Here is a 19,450-nt window from a genome sequence, read left to right as displayed (position 1 = left end):
AAGAAGGGGAATTCCCCTTCTTTTCATAAATTAAGTATATCAAATTATTCCTGTTTAAAAACTACCTGTGTTCACGTTTTGCGGACGATCGACTGGTTTTATTAATTTAGCGCCTTTTTCTGTAACAAGATTCGCTTTTCCATTCACTTGAATTAACACATTTTCTACTCCTTGTTTTTCCGTTAAAGTTAATACAAGAGACTGAAGTACATAGTCAGAAATCATACTTTTACCTTTATTCGCATAAATATTTTCATTAAAGTTAAGCGTAACCGTTCCTTTTTCAAGTTTCGGCTCATTGATTAGCTTCACATCTGGATTAAAGTCGTATGTTAACGCTGATTGATGCGCTGGTCCTTTTACAAGTTCTTTTACAATTGTCGCAACTTCATTTTCTTTTCCTTCTGCAACGCGGCGCGTTACTGGCACATAATAATTTTGTTTATTATTTTGCGCTAAGAAATACAGCGTAACTGGTTTTGTATTTGTAATATCAGCCACTTGTTCATCATCAAAGTTAATGCCATTTGCTCGGCTTAACCCATTACCAATCGGAGTACCAGCAACAGGCATTTTCGTTAATTCTTGCCCATTCATGCTGAACTTCACATTCTTTACTTCTTTAAACTGCGTTAATGTCCAAGTAACCGCTTCTACAATGCGGCGCTCTTCTTCTTTTTTATAATTTTTCAGTTCTTTTGAAAAATCAACAACCGCAGTCCCGTCTTTTTTCACATCAACTGTCATTTCTGTGTCCGCTGGGAGCACAGCTTGAAATCCATTTGGCAATAAGTTTGTTACCGGCCCGTCTTTCACTAAATATTGTAATGACTGCTTAATCACCGCGTTATCTTTCGGAGCAGGTAACTGCACCGTTTGCGGCACAACATAACCATTTTTATCTACAAGATATAAATCTAGTTTTTTCGTTTGCCCTTGTTTCGCAGTTTCTTTCTTCTCCCCGTCTGTATAAGTAACTTTCTTAGGTGGATCAATTTGCTCTGTCGCTTTTTCCTTACTAAACAATCCACATCCTGCTAATAAAACCGTACTTAATGTAGCACAAACAAGCCATTTGAAAGTCGATTTAGGCATACGCTTTCCTCCTAAAAATCTAAGTTTGTACTATATGTATACGAGCCTGATTCTTACTTTAGAACAAGCAATGACAACTTATCTTTTCTAAAAACACCTGCACAAAGTTTTATATTATAGTCAAAAACTTACTCCTTGCCTCTATTGGAATATTTTCAATCCCTTTACTAACCTTCCATGATAAAGTGAAACTTCCATAAGTAGGCGGGTTTCCTACTTATGGTTAGTTGAACCAATCGGGCTTTTACGGGCAGTTATCCCCTGCCTAGCTTCTTCGCCTCTCTCTCAATCTAGAGGTGGGGGCTTACTGCCCGTTAATGCGGGATAAAGTGACACTTCCAACAGTAAGGAGTTTTCTTCATCCCTACTGTTGATTAGTTGAACAAACTAGACTCTTACGGGCAGTAACTTTCATTCATCCTTAAACTACTCTACAGCTCAAGTAATGAGTTTTCCCTTAAAGTGACTACTATTCGGTGTACAATTCAGTAAAATCAAAGACCATCCTTTTATTTTCAAATACGCACTGAATAAGGATGGTCTTTTTATATTATTCTCTTAATTTAATAACCATGAAAACAGCCTCTTTATAAAACAATATGCTTCACATTCTCAATTGGTTGTCCAAACCATTTGGAAGCAATTTCTTTAAACACATCAATGTCTCCCGTTGTTAAAAAAAGATGATCACTTTGCTCTTCTCTACCATACAGCATCTTACTATGATATAAAATAGTGCTCACTTCACGAGCTGTTTCATCACCTGAACTAATCAATTGCACAGAATCGCCCATAACTCGCTTAATAACCGGCCCTAAAATTGGATAATGCGTACATCCTAAAATCAGTGTATCGATTTCAGTTTGCTTCAGTGGTTGCAGCGTTTCTCTTACCACTTCATATGCCATTTCACTCTCAAAATTCCCGCTTTCTACAAGCTCAACGAACGGCGGGCAAGCTAAACTCTCTACTAATACGCGGTTGTTAATCGATTTTAATGCCTCTTCGTACGCACCACTTTTTACTGTTCCAATCGTTCCTATTACACCTACATGGTACACATTTGTCATTTTAAGTGCCGTACGCGCACCAGGGTGGATGACGCCTACCACTGGAATAGACAATTTCTTTTGCATTTCTTCAAGTACAACTGCTGTTGCAGTATTACAAGCAATGACAAGCATTTTAATATCGTGTGCCAATAAATGCTCTGTCATTTCCCATGTGAATTGTCTTACTTCTTCACGCGATCGTGGACCATACGGGCAACGTGCTGTATCTCCTAAATATATAATTCGTTCTTTCGGTAATTGCCGGATCAATTCTTTCGCTACTGTTAATCCGCCAACACCTGAATCAATTACACCAATCGCTCTATTCAAAACAATCGCCCCGTTTTCTCTTTCATACTCTAAGCGTACATTCCCAAATCGTGCACTCATCATCAGTACAACATACATAGACTAATAGAAGGTTCACTTTATGTACATGTTAGACCTTTTTATTCTCCTCCTTTTTCTAGTAATTTGCAAGATACAAAAATAACCGGCTTTTCCTTATATAAAAGCCGGCTTCATCCTTTATAGTTCAAGCTCTCCCATGCGAAGAAGCTCAACAACCGCTTGCGAGCGTCCTTTAACCCCTAGCTTTTGCATCGCATTTGGGATGTGTAGTTTTTGCAAACATCATCTCGAAAAAGTCAAATAATCGTTATCCTCAAAAGAGTAAGTATCTTAGAGTGAATAAAATCCAACAAGTTCTAACATACCAAGATTCTAAACCTTAAATATTTCGAGGTCAAGTGTAATGTCAACTTTTGATGAAAACATCAATTTTTATGCTCTGAAGGATACTCTAAAAGAAATGCAACGTATGCACAAAAGCGGTTATTTACTAACATTTTGTAGATTCCATGGCATCGCTATTGAAGATGTTGAATCCTTATATGCATCAGCGGTTAAATTTGGAAACCGTAAATCCGCATTTTTAGAAGCTGTTAAGCGTGAGAAAAAATATACTAGAACACTTCAACAATTAATTAATGTCTTTAGTTGATAACGATACAAATCCTCTCATTTACAAAAATATCAAGGGAAAATGCATTGGTTCTTAGACAGAGTCAATGTATTTTTTTATTCTCTGCTTTCACTCTTATAAAATGGTCAAAATTCACTTTGGTTCTTCAAACGTATAAGCAATGTCAATAGTTCCATCAGGATGAATTACAATTTCTTCAATTAACGTTTGAAAAACATCAAACAAATCTTGATTTTGATTTTTCAACTCTTCAAACGCTTCTTTAATCGTTTGTATATTTGTTTGTACGGTTTCAGTTTTATTTATAAGGAACAATTCGTTTGTTGTTTTCACTATGATTTCCTCAATCTCTTTTCGTTTCTTTTCGAACTCGCTCTTTTTAATTAAGCCGTCTAAATACAATTCCAATAAGTTCTTTTTACGTTGTTCATTTTGCTTTAATATCTGTTGTAACTTCTTCTCTTTCCTAACTTGTTCATTCTCCACATTCGGTCTAAGATTTAGTAAAACAGATTCTCCCTTCTTCATTAGCAAGTTAAGAATAAACTCTCGAAAATCTCCATACTGAATAGGTATATGATTCACGCAACCATGACGTCCTGCACGTCGATATTGAGAACACTTCAAATATTTCCATTCTGTCCGTTCCCCGCTTTTCTTTTTTCGATGTGATTGAACAATAATCATATTTGAACCACATTCCGAGCATTTTGCCAAATAACGAAATTCATTCCAAGGTGTAATACGAACCTTGTTCGATTGAACTTGCTCCCCGTTAGCTTTATCCCATATTTCTTTATCAACAATAGCAGGATGATGATCCTCAAAAATTATCCACTTCTCTGGCGGATTCCTAATTTGCTTCTTTTTCCCTCCAACTTTCACATTCGTATATTGATTTAAAATAAACGTACCTTTATAAATCGTATTACGAATTAACCTCTGTACGGACGTAAGCTGCCACACATTTTTATTTTTCGGCTTAATACCTAACTTATTTAGTTCATTTGATATCTTCTTAAATCCCCATCCATTGTTGTACCATTTATAAATTTGACGAACAACCTGAGCTTCTTCATCTTTAATTACTAATTTTTGCTCAACACGGTCATACCCATACGGTACTTTTCCAATATGCTCCCCGCGCCTTACTTTCGCTGCTAACGCAGCACTAATACTAGATGATAATGTTCGACTATATTGAGCGGAAAATAATGACCATAACTCAAAAGCCATATCATTTTTCCCTGCTTTATTCGAATCATATCCTTCTTCAACTGAAATAATCCGAACACCATGCGCTAAAAAAACTTCACGTATTTCAAGTGAATCTTTTAAATCACGAGCCAATCGAGAAATGGATTTAAAAATAACCGTATTAATTTTCTTCTGCTTTGCTTTTTCTAATATCAATTGTATAGCAGGACGGTCAATAAACAATGTCCCACTAATCCCCTCGTCTTTATATACGCAACTTTCATCCCAGATAAATCCGTTTCTTTCTAACCAATTCCTACATATATCCACTTGGTTCTCAACAGAAGACACTTGCTCATCTCGGTCTGTAGATACCCGAACATATACTGCATAAGGTTGCAATGCTATCACCTTCTTTGTTGAACTGTATTTCTATGAAGCTAGCTACATGCAACATTTTCTAAGTATCCATCATCCTTTCACTCTCTTCGTTCGAGTGTATTATATGGAATATTTAACCCTTTATTCTCAAATAAAAACAATTCGTTCTTATTTATGAATAATATGTTAAAAATGACCAATAATAAAGATAATGGCCAAACAAAGGAGGACCTTTCATGCACTGGGTTTCAAAAATCCCATTACAGCTTCATCCAAAGTACGCTGATATTAGATACCTTTCAACTCAATTTCAATTACACCCTTTACTAACTCAACATTTATACAATCAAGGATTTTCTAACCTTGAAAAACTAGGTGCTTTGATTTATCCAAAACTAACAAACATGCATAATCCTTTTCTTATGAATGAAATGGAGCCTGCTGTGACACGCACCCTGCAAGCTATCCAAAGAAAAGAATGCATCCATATTTTCGGAGACTATGATTGTGATGGTATAACAGCTTCAACCATTCTCTATTTAGCATTACAGGAACTCGGCGCAAATGTTACCACTCAGCTTCCCCTTCGCTCAGAAGGTTACGGACTATCAGTGAATGCTGTTGAGCAATTACCTGAAAACGTCTCTTTAATCATCACTGTAGATAATGGTTCAAGTGCTCACGATGCACTACGAGTTGCAAAAGAAAAGGGAATTGATGTCATTGTCACTGACCATCACGAAGTATTAAATGACCGACCAGATTGTTTGGCATTTCTAAACCCCAAACGTAAGGACAATACCTATCCGTTTCCTAATCTTTGCGGAGCAGGTGTTGCTTTAAAACTAGTACAAGCTATCCATATCACCTTAAATAGAGATTGGATTAAAGAGACAGCGCAATTTTTAGATGTTGTCACGCTAGGGACTATCGCAGATATGATGCCACTAAAAGATGAAAATCGAATTTTTTGCTATCATGGACTTCGAAAACTGCAGCAACAACCACGGAAGGCTTTTCGAGTATTACTAGATACACTAAAAACAAAAAATATCGATAGTTCCACCATTGGATTTTTGGTTGGTCCCATTTTCAATGCATGCGGTCGTATTGGCGATCCAAACCTTGCCGCATCCATTCTCCAATGTACTGAACCAACCTCACAGCAAATTAAAGAGCTCATCTCTTTAAACGAAAAACGAAAAATAATCACAATTGAGCATTTTAAGTCTGCAATAGAAATTATCCAAAATGAACGCCTTTATTTATCTCCTGTCATTGTTGTAAAAGGTGATTTTCATAAAGGTATTATCGGAATTCTCGCTTCACGTATCGTGAACCATTACAAAAAGCCAGCAATCGTTATCGCAAATGATGGGACAGGTTCAGCTAGAAGCTTACAAAGTAGTGGGTTTTCTATTATTGAATGTATTGCAGCATGCGGAAAGTATTTAAAAAAATTCGGTGGACACACAATGGCTGCTGGTTTTTCCATCACTCCAGATGAAAACCAAATTGAACTGTTTCGTTATACCGTTCAATTAGCCGCCATGAAACAAAAAGTATCTATACCAGTTAACTGGTATATTGGAACCATACCTATTGAGTCTTTTCCTATAACCATGTTTCATGATTTACACGCTCTAGAACCCTTTGGAATGGGCATGCCAAAACCTGTATTTTGTAGCAAAGATACAAATTTATGTTCATACTCCGTATTCGGTAAAGAAAAAGAACACGTACAGATGCATATAAAACAACATGTAGTATATGGCTTTTCAAAATCTTCTCACTTTACTAATTGGACTCATAACACTTCTGTTGATATGCTCTATACACCGTATTGTTATAAAGAAAAAAATTTCCTAGTTCAAGATTGCATTATTGTGTAAAAGCAATGACGCTCTTTTATTATATGAAGGGAAATCTTTATGAATAATTGAAACATAAAAAACGACTCATAAATCCGAGTCGTTTTTCACTTTACTATAAGTCTTTTATTTTAAACTTGGCATTATATTTATAAGCAATATTTTCTATTAACTCCCTAAGTGATTCATTGCTGGGGTTAGCTAATCGATTAGATAACACTACCCCATTGTTCGTCGCGTAATCATATCACTCATACTCATCCTTATACACCCAAAAACTTGAAATATTACCCATGAATTTTACATTTGCCTTTACCCATTCCACAGCAGAATGAGAGGAACCATTGCCGAACTTAAGAACTTTCATTCCAGTCCCCTCCTCCTTGACACTTTCTACTTAGCTAACTTATGTGCTGACCCCTAGAAGTAGAACACGCTTTGTTAGAGATAAAGACTATCGCTCTTCTTAGAACTTACGTTTCATTCTTCAACTCAGTCCGACTATTTCTCTCTTCTTCTTTTTACAATTTGAATCTGCTTGGAAAAGGAATTGACTAACTTTACAACGAATAATAAACCTAAATATCGTCACAAAAAAGAGGGGAATATATGCTGAAAAACTTGGGAGAAAAAATACGTGAACTTCGTATTCAAAAGGGATTTGGCTTGAACGAATTCGCTAAGATTTTGGATATATCACCAAGTTATTTAAGTCAATTAGAAACAGGTAAAACAGAGAACATTAACTTTACACTACTTCAAAGATTACAAGAGGAGCTTGCTTTGCTCCCACTTAATTTGGAAATAAATGATGGAACTTTTTCCCGTCTTAATCGAGCTGTACAACAAATAAAAATCCTCCAAGAAGTCGATCCAGAAGCAACCGAGTTTCTTATACATAATTTAGAAACATCTATAGATTGGTTTATGCATAAAAAACTACGATAAAAAAGCGGATTAAGAAACATCCGCTTTTTCGTCTTCATCCAATTTGGTTTTACCAGCTAAATCTAGATTTTCTATATCCCCATCAATTTCTTCATCACCCCATGGCGTAAATAAATCATTCTCTAGATTCCCTTCTCCACTTTGCATCATAGGTAAAATAACAAGTTCAAAATATTGCTCCATTAATCCCTTCCTTTTCTCCGCCTTAATTACTGTCTCTTGATTGTTTTCTATTATTTTAAGTTCTAATTTCTTTTCATTTTCATTAAATAACTCTCCATCACGGAATAGACCAACCTCATTATAAAAGAGCGAATAGCCCTTTGTAGCTTCTTCCTTAAACCTTTTGTTCATATTTCCTTTCAACTCCCCAAGCTCTGAACGAAGATTCCAACATTCCCGTCTTAAAAATGCAATAAATTCTTTTTCCGACTTCTTTACATGCCTTTTATCATTTATTGCTTCGTTTGTTTTAGACTTCACTACACTTGTTTGACTTTTTAATTCATCCAAAACGTCATTTTTTATTTCATTTCTTAGCTGCTCAAGTTTCACATCTACTAACTTTTCAAATTCCTTATCTTCACTGACCTCATTTTTATCCTCTTCTACAATCCTCTTTAATTCTTGCATCTGCTGCTCAAGTTCCGACAGCATCTCAAGAATTGTCCCTAATTCATTAGAGTTAGTTTCCAATAAAGCCGTCTCTTCCATTTCCTCCTCAGGAGCCTCAATTAAAGTAATCGCCTTTGGTTCACTTCGGTTGATTATTAACGTAATCCCTAGAGGAATCCTATCATTAACTTGATGATAAACCTTTAAAATATCTAAAAATCCTGGCCGCTCTTCTTCAATAAACGATTTTAAATCTTCTTCCTTAATAGTGTACCCCTCTTGTTTAAATGGGGAACCTGTTGCAACAATCTTCCCCTCTCGTATCCACTTTCGCAAAGTTTGAACAGAATCCGTAATATAACAGTCTTTAAGGATTTTCAAAACTTCTTCCGTATTAAATGTTCGCCCCATCATTTCCCTCCCTAGAAGGTTAGTCCTGCTGTGATTATATGAAACAAACCTTAATAAATTACTTTGGACTCCCATTGAATCCAAAAAATTCTATAACAACATTATTTCATCAACATTCCTTATGTAACATTGACAATGCAATATTGATTAATCAACGAACAAATAACCGACAAACAATCGACAACGGAACGAAAAACCGACAAAAGCAAATGCACATATTGTCTAACTATTCATAATCAACACCAATAATCCAAGACCTTATGCCACGTAAGGTCTCAGCTGTATCAAGGATTTTATCGGTCGGTCATTTGTTACAATCTCTATAGAGATTGTAACAAATGACCGACCCTATAGAGGAGGTTGTACAAATGGCCGACACAACAAGGAATCATAAAAAAAGCAAATGACCTTTTCCAAATGAAATAAACTCCTGTTTCCCCCGTTATGTCGAATAACATTTTTACACAGCCCAACGAAAATTTATCTTAATTAATAAATTCCAGCATATACAAACCAGTCCTTATCTCCATTTCACTTTATTTCTTTTTTCTCCTTGTACATTTCTGATGATAAAGAAAGAATATATCCATACTGTATGCAAATTCAGTAAAAAAAGAAGGAAGATCCCGAAAATTATTCAGAATCTTCCTTCTTTTTGAATTTAACATTATCATTTTAACAATATTAATTTCATTATTTCACTTTTTCTTTTACATTTGGAGATAATTATTGAATGGTAAATTGAAAACGAACTCAATTTTCTCAGTTCCATCCTCTTTAATCACATAATTACATTCCTTCACGACCATTAATGCGATTGAACGTTGCTCTGCATGATATTTTTTCTCTTCTTCACATTTCGGTTTCTGCAAACCTTTCAAATCTTTTGTTTTTTTTGGGGGTTTTGGGTTTTTCTCAGGAAAAACAATACTCATTTCTCCCCCATTTTCTTCATTTATTGTATTTTCAAGCTTTTCAATCGTAAAATTTAACTGCTTTATTTCTTCTTCTAATTGTGCAATTTGTTTCTCTACTTGCTGCTGTGTCACATTTAATGCAATCCACATGTCATTCTCACATTCAATAAATTCTCGCTCTCCAATCTCCACGCCCTTATTTATTTCTTGAAGCTCTATCTGTAATTTTTTTAAAAATACTTGTCTTTGAGTATACATAATACTCTTACCGTTCTCGGTAGCTTTCAATGTATCTAATTCATTTCGCAACAATTGCTGCACTTTTTCTCGAAATACATGATTACTCTTTTCGTACAACCAATCCTTATACTTCTCAAATTCACCTTCTACATCGGTAGCTTTAACTTTCCTTTGGCAGTTACTGATATACCACCTTTCCCCTCTTTTTTTCTTGTTCCTCTGGTCTTTTGTACGAAAAAATGCTCCGTTACACGTAGAACACATACACTTAAAAATCCCTTTCAAATAAAAAGATGTATTCGCAAACTTTGGAGCATTTGATTTTAATTGATTGTATTTCTGCCAACATCGTTCCCATTGCTCTTTCGTAATAGGAGGTTCCTTAATGATATTTGTCTCCTCGACCTCATGCCAGTCCTTTCTCTCCTTAAATGTATATCCACCTTGTGAATTAAAGCGATGGTAAGCATATATCCCCATATAAATTGGATTTGTTACAATATACTTTACCTTATTTGCTGTCCATTGCTTCTTTTCTTTATTTTTTAATTCATATCCGCCATATACTTCATTTAATGTCTTTGCAATACTATTAAATGTTCCACTCGTACTGTACCGATCAAAGATTTGCTTTACAATTTTGATTTCTGGTTCTACAGGAACCAAAATTTTCTCATCTCCTAACTCTTCTACAATAAAACCATATGGAACTATTCCTCCTCGCCATCTCCCGTTTTTCATTTTTTCTTTTAAAGAGTGACGAATACGAGCCGACATATTATCAGTTTCAAGCTTGCTTAATCCTACTTCAATAATATTTCGAATAACATCATCAGCAGTATACAGTTGATTTTTCGAAGCAATAATAACAGGGATATTTAATCGTTGAAATAATTTACGGAGAGTATCATGTTCTTTTGGTTGGCGAGAGAGTCTGTCATAATCCGATACAACAATAGCATCAATGTCTTCTTCTTTTACGGCTTGCAGTAACTCCTTTAGCTTGGGGCGTTTTGAAAAAGATTTTTTAGTGGCAGACATAGTATCTTTAAAATCCTGTATTTTAACATTCTCAACATTTTTTAAATACTGCGAAATGACTTCATTTTGACGTGTGTGTTCTTGATGCTCTTTTGAGACACGCTGATATGCCCCAATTTTTTTGGCATTACGTAGTCGTTCCTCGATGTTCATTTCTTTTTGCGACACTCACTTTCCTCCTCCTTATTTTTTCATCACACTTTTAAACTCAATTCCTATTTTGTAATCCTTACTTAGTAAGATTCGTTTGACAAAAAAACGTATCAATTCTTTTTGTTTGTAATTAGACAATGATTGTATCGTTGGAATTGGTAACATTTTATTCAATGCTATTTTAACTTTCTCACTATTTATCTCTAACTCCATCCTGGTTGACTTTAACTTCTCATAACATTTCTTATATTCATCGACATATATTTTAAGAATTTCTTCCTCTTTCGTTCTACATTGTGACGGATTTTCTATTCGGAAACTCGTGACTTGCTGCAACTTCTTCTGAGAATTTTCTAAATCAACTTCATACTGCCTAACCCTCTCTGTTAATGGCATAATAAGTTCTTTTGTTACATAAGCAATAATTTTATCCTTATGCTCTGCTACATGCGTTACCATTCGAGAATGGACTGCTTTTATAATCTCATCATCTAACAAGTCTATTTTTATCCGTAGACGTTGATTGTGCTTAGAACAATGATAATATCCATTCTTAACCAAAGCTGGTTTACTACATATTTTACAAAACAATAAACCTTCTAATTTCGGTTTCACCGTTACTACTTCTTTTTGAATAAATACATCTTTCATTTGTTTCAGCTTCTCATTCGCTTCGTTCCAAAGAGCATCATCTACCGCTATTAATCGCTCGTTCACTTTTTTGCTTCTTATTAACACACCTTCATAGTTGGCTGTCACCCAACCTTTGTGTAATTCTTTCGGAATAAATTCAGCTAAGTCGATACCTTCAAATAATTCTCCTTTTTGTTTAAGCAGTTTATTTGCCACTTTAATCGTCTCAAAATCTCCCTGCACAAAATACTCATATATATCACGAATTACTTTTCTGCTTTTTTCCGTAATCATTAATTTCTTTTCCGTCTTTTCTTCCTCCTGACCTATCTCCGCATCCCCTTTTACTTCTTGAAAGTAATAAAATTTAGGTTTACGTCCACCTGACCATTCTCCTGCATGTACTTTCGCAATACGCGCTTGAATAAGCCTTTGAGTGATATTATTACCTTCATGTTCTGATATAGCTCCAAATAATAGTTCAATAAAGTCACCAACAACTCCATCAAACATTTGTGGTTCATTATCACTTGAGAAGTACATGGAAACATCATGCATTCTTAACAGCTCAACAAACTCCATATATTGGTCTGCCCGCCTAGAAATACGATCACGCTTAAAAACAATAACTCGTTCAATAAATCCACTTCTAACTTCGTTCATTAAACGCCACATCTCTTTTCGTTCCTCTAGATCAGAACTTCGTGCAGATACTTCTCCTTCATTAAATACCTCATGAATAATCCATCCTTGCTTCCTTGCATATTCTTTACACGTATCAATTTGATAAGAAATAGAGGTCTTTTGTTTCTTTTCACTTAGTGACCTACGAACATATATCACCGTTTTCTTCATGCTGTGCAACATCCTCCATCAGTTGATATAATTCCTTCTTCACCAAACTGAAATAATATGCTTTCCATTGCTCCTCAAATTCCTTGTCGTACACATATTGAATTGATTCAACCTGTAAATCTTCTTGCTCTTCCAATAAAATCACCCTTTCATTTCCATTAACATCATTTACCACAAAAGGGGATTTTATTCTCAAATAAAAACATTTTGTTCTTAAATAAAAACAAATATTAAGCAATTCCTATATGTACAATGTATGAGGCTACACTTGTAGGACAACACTGGAAGTCCACATTAATATGAAGGAAAACCGCTCGCTTGAAAACAAAAGAAAAGACACCCAAATTAATTTGGATGTCTTCACAAAATTATTTAACTTGTTCTTGTAAAATTTCTTTTAACAGTTCAATCGCATTTTCTTCGTTTGAGTCATTGGTTCCAAGTTCGCCTCGGAAGGCTTTGGAAAGGATGGAGTGTTTAAGAAGTTCAATTTTTTCAATTGCAATTTCCACATAGCTTAAAGCTTGTTTTTCTTGTTCTAATGTTTTTTCAATAATATTAACTATTCTTCTTTGTGTTTCAATAGGAGCAACTGGAACAGGGATTCTCCCTAATTCTTTTTTGTTAATTTTCGGAAGAACAGACCTAGAACCTGCTGTAGAAGCTTCTTCAACAAAGAACGGAGAAAGCATATACCAAAATAAGTATTTAGAATCTAAGTTGGTTTCTATCGGATACATATCTGCACTACATAAACCATCGAATTCAGAAATTATAACTTTAGACAAATATGGTCGAATTTTAGAATACAAAATTTGCCCCTTATAAAAGTAATGTTTTGAACTTTTAACTTTAGATTCCTCAATTGTTTGATATTCTAATAAGCGTCCTGTCCCCTTTCCAATACAATCTGGAGCAATATGAGGTAAGTTCGGATAAAGTTTTGGCTCTACTAAATTAGAACAAACCTTCGCTATATTATCGAAGCTTTTCCAACACCATTTATCTGGTAACATGTACGGTTGCTCATTTGCCTTATGATTTTTTAATTCGCCAATATTATCTGTCAATTCTCCACGAAATGCCTTATCTAAAATTTCAGCTCGACGAAGTTCAAACGTTTCCTTCGCTTCCTCAATCAACTGCTTTGCTTCTTCAATTTTATCTAAAAGACGCTCCACTTTCTCAACAATGCGACTTTGCTCATCTAAAGGTGGCAGAGGGACAGAAAGATTACCTAATATCTGTGCATTAGCTCCTGGCTGTGCACTTCCTTTTTTAACAACTGTTATCTGCTTCCAATACATAGGGCTCTTCATGAATTCCCATAGATACTCAGGAATCATAATGTTTTTACATCTTAAACGAATCAAGTAAGAAGCAAAAACAGCCATTGGAGGTTTGTTAATTAGATAGCTTTTACCTGTAGTAGCACCAGTACGAGCCACTACAATATCATTATCTTCTAATCTATACTTTTGTAATTCTTTCTCCGTAATTTTACAGTACGGCACGGAACCCCAATTCACACTATCATTTTGAATATCCGTAATACGTAAGAATTTGGGTCCAATTTCTTGAAGTGATGAAGTTTCTGTATAACCATACTGAATACTATCAAGACAGTTCTTCAAGTTTATCCATGTCCAGTTCTCTGGTATTTCATACAATTGCTCTTCTTCTGATATTTTCCTCTCTTCTAATAATTCTCCGATGGTCTTTTTCTTACTCATTGTGTGACCACCTCATCCTCTTCCACCGCTCTTAACTCTTCTACAACTTCGTTCAATAAATTCATTGCTTGCTGAAGTTTCGCAATTGCTTCTTCTGCAGATTCAATCGGGTCTGGTAAATTTTCGTATGCAGATAACGATTCGTCTGCAATAAGCCCAATATCTAAACTGTCATCTTTTTTTGCAATTTCTTCTCGCGTAAACACATTCCAACGCTCGTCTTCTACTTTTGAGCGGTCTGCTGCCTGATACACTTTGATAAAACCTTCAAAATGAGCCTCTGTTAACGGAGTTCGTTTACCAAATGAAGGCATATTTGTACGTAGGTCATATACCCATACCTCTTTCGTGCTATCTTGGTCCGTTTTTTCTCTTGTAAAGAATAAAACATTTGTTTTAACACCTTGTGCATAAAAAATCCCCGTTGGTAAACGTAAAATAGTATGCAAATTACACTTGTTCATTAAATCACGACGAATTTGTGCACCAACACCACTTTCAAACAAAACATTATCTGGCAATATAACTGCTGCACGTGCTTGTCCATCGTCCTTCAATGCATTATAAATTAACTGTAAGAAATTCAACTGTTTGTTTGATGTTTCAAATGTTAAGTCGTCACGAGTCGCACGTTCTCCACCTTTTTTTGTACCAAACGGAGGATTTGTTAAAATAACATCAAAGTTTTTCATCCATTTTCCGTTACTGGATAAAGTATCCCCTTGTTCTAGACGCCCTTCCATGTCATGTAACAGAGCATTCATTAATGCCAGTCGGTGTGTCTCTTTTACGAGCTCCATCCCTGTGAAAGCTTCTTTTTTCTGAAATTCTGCGTCTTGTGGGTCTAAATCAAAATAATCGTCTGTTTTATTCTTTAAATATTGGTCTGCGGCAATCATAAAACCAAATGTTCCTGCAGCAGGGTCATTGCAACGCTCGCCAGGTTTTGGGTCTACTAATTGAACCATTACATCAATTAGTACACGAGGTGTAAAATATTGTCCTGCCCCCGATTTCTTCTCACTTGCGTTTTTCTCTAATAAACCCTCGTACAGATTTCCTAAGCCTTCTTCTTTCGCATTATACCAATCAAGGGCATCAATAGATTTGATAATTTTCTCTAGATTCTTTGGCTCTGTAATACTCGTTGCAGCATCGCTATAAATTTGACTTAGCCTTTCATTAGAACTATTTCCTAATTCAAGCAGTAAACGCTGATAGAATTTTTTTAAATCTGTGCCTTCTTGCTCTAATAAATCATCCCAGCGATATCCTTCTGGAATAACCCCTTCCGTTTCTTGTTCCTTCATCATTTTTAAAAATAATAAATATGTTAACTCTGTTACATATTGTTGATATGTAATCCCATCATCACGTAGTACATTACATAAGTTCCATAGCTTTTGAACGATTTCTTGGTTGTTCATTTCCTTACCTCCCAATGCTTTTCAATCTTTATTTCAATACTAAAGTTTTTTCAAGTCCATTTAGCATAACCTTACTTATTGTAACCTAAAAAGCACCCCTGTGAAGAGGCACTTTTATTAACTAACATATAGGTTTTCATTTATTGTATAAACAATATTATCAATCATATCACCAAACTCACGTTTTAACAGATTGTATCCACCATTACTTTTAAATGGTTCTTCAGAGAACGCATCTTCTGGTGTTGGCGCAAGAACAGGTACTTGAAGTAACTGTTTTTCAATACGCTCTAACCACTTTTTCTGCCTTGGCGTCCAATTATGAAGTGAGTGTACTTTTTGCATTGCTTGCTTAATTCGAGATTCATGATCAACAAGCGCTTCACCTAAAGCTGCTTGACGAATAAAGCTGATAATATCCGCTGCAATCTCCTCGTTTTTTGTTTGTTTCCACGCTGTTTGTAAGTGAGATTGCTTAAATCCTTTTGTTTCTAAAATCGTTATTAACTCTCTTAAATCTTTTCTTGTTAAATCTTTCGGTCTAGTACATATAAGGTGGAGGGCAGGGATTTCATTTATGTTTTCTTGGATAAATCGTACAAATCCATCTAAATAATCTTCGGGACGACTATTCCCTTCTCCATATCCCCGAATGACATCTGTCACCGCATCTTCTTGATTAGAAATATATCGCTTTTCTCCCTTTGTTCGATACGTTTCCATATACTCAAACAACGTTGTGTGTTTTTTTGCATCTTGTGGTGTATAAGATTGCATGTCTTTTGCCCACTCATCGACACTTTTTCCATTTGAAAGTTCTTCAAATTTTTGTTTTCCTTCTTCACCTAGACGTTGCTTACGCCGTTGAATTTTAGCAACTAATTGGTCACGATAAAAAGTTACTTCCTCTTCTGTTTCAGCATTTGTAAGCGATTCATACAGTTCACCGATACTGTAATTTTGCTTCTTTACAACAGGCTTCATTTCTGTATAACTTTGAAGTTTATCATAAATACCTACCGCGTCATAAATGTTAAAATGTGTTTTTCCAATATCAGGACAAAGGCGTGTCGCACGACCAAGCATTTGGTCATATAAAATACGAGATTGTACACGTCGTAAAAATACTAAGTTTGTAATAGATGGAACATCAATACCTGTTGTTAATAAATCTACTGTTACCACTACATTTGGTAATCGTTCATTTTTAAAACGCTTAATTGCATCCAGTGGTTTGTAAATAGAGCCTGTAATTTTAACAATCGCATCATCTTCTACTTCATCCCCAAACTCTTGGAATGCTTCTTTTAATAAACGAACTATTAAATCCGCGTGTTGGTCTGTTGCTGCAAAGATAAGCGTCTTTTCTTTCCCAGTTGGATCAATATATTCTGCAAGCTTTGTTAATACAGCTCGGTTAAACGGTTCTGTAATAACTTGTCTATTAAATTGCTCAACTTCGAAATGAACGGTATCTTCCATTTTTTCTAATTGGACTTCACTATTATCAACGTCATAGACTTCTACTTCTGTATCTTTTTCAAAAGTAATCCCTGCTTTTGCGAGCTCTGTTTGAAATAAGTACGGCGGTTCATGGTCTACTAAATATCCATCTAAAACAGCTTCACTATAAGAATACTTAAAAATAGGCATCCCAAAGATTTCGGTTGTATGGAGCGCTGGTGTTGCTGTAAGTCCTAAACAAGCTGCATCAAAATAATCAATAACACGACGATATTGGCTAATATAATCGTTTTGGTCACGGAACTGTAATTCTTCTTCGGACATTTCACGGTCACTCGTGTATCCACGGTGAGCTTCATCTACAATAATAAAATCATATTGCCCAACAGATGGAAGCTGTTCATTATCATTGTAGAACAATCTTCTAACCATTCCTTGTACAGTTGCAATATGTACTTTTGTCTCAACTTCTGGTGTCATATCTTCTAATGACTTTACATCGTATATATCAGCGAATGAATAACCTTCAATTTTCGTATCCTTTAAAGCGTCTTCCGTTTGTCTCCCAAGAGAACTACGATCTACTAAAAATAGAATACGACGACACTTCTTCGATTTAATTAAGCGATACATAAGTGCAATAGCCGTACGAGTCTTTCCAGTACCTGTTGCCATTGCAATTAACATTCGCCGTTGCCCTTCCTTCAACCCAGCTTCAGCCGCCAAAACTGCACTTTGCTGATAATGACGCAAACCAAACTTTGTAATTTCCTCTTCCTCTAGTCGTTTGTTTGCTTCTTGATCGTCTTGACTAAGAAGCAGTTGTAAATCATCAGGTGAATGCCAACCTTCTAGCGGACGAGCATGTTCTAATGGTTTGCGTGAGTCCCAAAACCATATCCCTGACTCTTCTTTCAACTGTCTTAAATATGGCCGTCCATTTGTTGCATACAAAAATGGTACCTTGTATTCACCAGTTGTTGGGATAATCACTTCTTCCTCATGCTGAATCACATGCCTTGCATATACTTTCGTTTGACTTTCTAACGCACTAGGAATCGTTTTTTTCTCTGCTTTTGCCTCAATAAAGCCAACAAGCTTCAATCCAATAAATAGTGCATAATCAACTCTTCCACCATCAACCTTCCATTCAGCTATTGCCATGTTACGATTTTTTTCTGGGAGCGTACCCTTTTGATGATGATTAAGCATTGTCGTATCTGCTTCCCATCCTGCAGAGCGTAGTTTTTCATCAATAATTGTACGTGTTTCTGCTTCTGTTAATTGCTGGCGACGCATAAAGTTCCTAGATATCTTTTTACGCTCGACTTTTACATCTGTTGATTCATCTTCAGCTTGTTTACGAGCTTTTTCCAGCTCTTCTTCAAGTTTTTTGAATTTCTCTTCATATTCTTGTTGGAGTTTTATAGAATCAATCGCTTCTTCCTGATCTGGCTCTATATACTCTGGTTCTTGAAAATCCCAATCACCATACACTTCCATAAACCAGACAGACAAACGAAATGCTAAACGCACCAATAGCTTTGCTTCTTCCATCTTACCATAACCTGCTTCATGTACAGCATGGTTCCCTTTACGGCGAAGCGTCTCAAACATATCAATAAGCTCTGGCTCTAATAAACCTTCTCTACGCAAAGTATTAATACGGTCCACTTGCGTCATACCGAATGCTTCTCGAATATTTTCAGATGCTAAAATAAACTTCGTCAGTGTCTCTCCAAACAAACGAAGCTTCATTAATGTTGTATGTGGGTCATGATATACGTTTCTCTCCGCTGTCTCTCCCAAGTTAGCAAGTACATCCCATTTCCCGCGAAAAAATGAAAAGTTGCTAGTCATATTTATCACCGTTTTCTTAAAGATTGTTTAAATATATTATACTACAAAAAATGGTGGCTAAGAGGAAATTCATTCCTTTTAGCCACCAACATAAGAATCAAACAAGTGATTTAAACTTTTGGTATAACTGCTCTCTTCTCTTTTCAATAAGTTCTTCGAAATTTGCGAAATCCAAACTAATCGTCGGTATGTAAGTTCTTTAGTTGCTTTATGAATGTTATGAGAAGAATATAACTTTACGTGTTTCTTATTAAAAATAGGCTGTATACATAATATTGTTCATATTAACAAACAAAAAAACGGAGCACGAAAGCTCCGTCCGCATACTTTACTGTCTCTCTATCCGTTGAATGTCTGTTTCTACGGTAAAAACTCGTCTGTTTAAAACTTCTGTCTTGTCATTAACATGTTCTATAATTCTTTCTGTACAAGCATCAAAGCTTTCATTAAAGTCCTTTTGCAATAGTTCCAGCAGTTCTTTTATTTCCGCTATATCTTTCCGCACCGCCTGTAACTCGTTAAGAGTTTGTTTTAACAATTGTTCCATCTCTGCGACCTCCACATATTTTTTG

At 35.5% G+C, this 19,450-nt stretch carries 14 protein-coding genes and 1 pseudogene; 3 read left to right on the top strand and 12 right to left on the bottom strand.

Annotated elements, in window-relative coordinates; genetic code table 11:
• Positions 1–54 precede the first annotated feature (54 nt).
• The 3 genes and pseudogenes from AB1279_RS05265 to gerE form a co-directional block, all read right to left on the bottom strand.
• Positions 55–1,095 carry a GerMN domain-containing protein gene (locus AB1279_RS05265; RefSeq protein ID WP_429758086.1) on the bottom strand — a complete coding sequence of 347 codons (1,041 nt, stop codon included), beginning with the start codon at positions 1,093–1,095 and terminating at the stop codon, positions 55–57.
• A 587-nt stretch (positions 1,096–1,682) separates the two neighbouring features.
• Positions 1,683–2,537: a glutamate racemase gene (gene racE / locus AB1279_RS05260; RefSeq protein WP_429761304.1), complete on the bottom strand. Its 855-nt coding sequence runs from the start codon at positions 2,535–2,537 to the stop codon at positions 1,683–1,685.
• A gap of 138 nt (positions 2,538–2,675) precedes the next feature.
• A pseudogene (gerE, locus tag AB1279_RS05255) lies at positions 2,676–2,765 on the bottom strand (spore germination transcription factor GerE); the annotation flags it as partial.
• A gap of 136 nt (positions 2,766–2,901) precedes the next feature.
• On the opposite strand from gerE, the gene AB1279_RS05250 reads away from it, so the two are divergent.
• Positions 2,902–3,150 carry a hypothetical protein gene (locus AB1279_RS05250; RefSeq protein WP_429758085.1) on the top strand — a complete coding sequence of 83 codons (249 nt, stop codon included), beginning with the start codon at positions 2,902–2,904 and terminating at the stop codon, positions 3,148–3,150.
• A 114-nt stretch (positions 3,151–3,264) separates the two neighbouring features.
• Here AB1279_RS05250 and AB1279_RS05245 read toward each other — a convergent pair whose 3' ends face one another.
• Positions 3,265–4,731 carry a recombinase family protein gene (locus AB1279_RS05245; protein WP_429758084.1) on the bottom strand — a complete coding sequence of 489 codons (1,467 nt, stop codon included), beginning with the start codon at positions 4,729–4,731 and terminating at the stop codon, positions 3,265–3,267.
• Positions 4,732–4,946: 215 nt separating this feature from the next.
• Here AB1279_RS05245 and recJ point away from each other — a divergent pair, with 215 nt between their 5' ends.
• The gene (gene recJ / locus AB1279_RS05240) at positions 4,947–6,602 is read left to right on the top strand and encodes a single-stranded-DNA-specific exonuclease RecJ (protein ID WP_429758083.1); all 1,656 of its coding nucleotides are present in this window, start codon (positions 4,947–4,949) and stop codon (positions 6,600–6,602) included.
• Positions 6,603–7,190: 588 nt separating this feature from the next.
• Positions 7,191–7,529 carry a helix-turn-helix domain-containing protein gene (locus AB1279_RS05235; RefSeq protein ID WP_429758082.1) on the top strand — a complete coding sequence of 113 codons (339 nt, stop codon included), beginning with the start codon at positions 7,191–7,193 and terminating at the stop codon, positions 7,527–7,529.
• 9 nt (positions 7,530–7,538) lie between these two features.
• Here AB1279_RS05235 and AB1279_RS05230 read toward each other — a convergent pair whose 3' ends face one another.
• The 8 genes from AB1279_RS05230 to AB1279_RS05195 all read right to left on the bottom strand — a co-directional run bounded on the left by AB1279_RS05230 (position 7,539) and on the right by AB1279_RS05195 (position 19,425).
• Entirely contained in the window at positions 7,539–8,558 is a 1,020-nt protein-coding gene (locus AB1279_RS05230; RefSeq protein ID WP_429758081.1) for a helix-turn-helix domain-containing protein, read from the bottom strand.
• Positions 8,559–9,265: 707 nt separating this feature from the next.
• Positions 9,266–10,921, bottom strand: a complete 1,656-nt coding sequence (locus AB1279_RS05225) for a recombinase family protein (protein ID WP_429758080.1) — start codon at positions 10,919–10,921, stop codon at positions 9,266–9,268.
• A gap of 15 nt (positions 10,922–10,936) precedes the next feature.
• A complete protein-coding gene (locus AB1279_RS05220) occupies positions 10,937–12,394 on the bottom strand; it encodes a recombinase family protein (RefSeq protein ID WP_429758079.1) in 1,458 nt (485 codons plus the stop codon).
• Positions 12,366–12,530 (bottom strand): hypothetical protein, encoded by a 165-nt coding sequence (locus tag AB1279_RS05215; RefSeq protein ID WP_429758078.1) that lies wholly within the window; start codon positions 12,528–12,530, stop codon positions 12,366–12,368. The genes AB1279_RS05220 and AB1279_RS05215 overlap by 29 nt, the downstream gene beginning before the upstream one ends.
• A gap of 232 nt (positions 12,531–12,762) precedes the next feature.
• Entirely contained in the window at positions 12,763–14,127 is a 1,365-nt protein-coding gene (locus AB1279_RS05210) for a restriction endonuclease subunit S (protein WP_429758077.1), read from the bottom strand.
• On the bottom strand, positions 14,124–15,554 hold the full coding sequence (locus tag AB1279_RS05205; protein ID WP_429758076.1) for an N-6 DNA methylase: 1,431 nt from the start codon (positions 15,552–15,554) through the stop codon (positions 14,124–14,126). The genes AB1279_RS05210 and AB1279_RS05205 overlap by 4 nt, the downstream gene beginning before the upstream one ends.
• A 117-nt stretch (positions 15,555–15,671) precedes the next feature.
• On the bottom strand, positions 15,672–18,878 hold the full coding sequence (gene hsdR / locus AB1279_RS05200; protein ID WP_429758075.1) for a type I restriction-modification system endonuclease: 3,207 nt from the start codon (positions 18,876–18,878) through the stop codon (positions 15,672–15,674).
• A 328-nt stretch (positions 18,879–19,206) separates the two neighbouring features.
• Entirely contained in the window at positions 19,207–19,425 is a 219-nt protein-coding gene (locus AB1279_RS05195) for a hypothetical protein (protein ID WP_429758074.1), read from the bottom strand.
• Positions 19,426–19,450: the final 25 nt, after the last annotated feature.

Source organism: Bacillus sp. S14(2024) (genome assembly GCF_050473785.1).
Taxonomy (GTDB): domain Bacteria; phylum Bacillota; class Bacilli; order Bacillales; family Bacillaceae_G; genus Bacillus_A; species Bacillus_A yunxiaonensis.
This window is presented reverse-complemented; position numbering and strand designations above follow the sequence as displayed.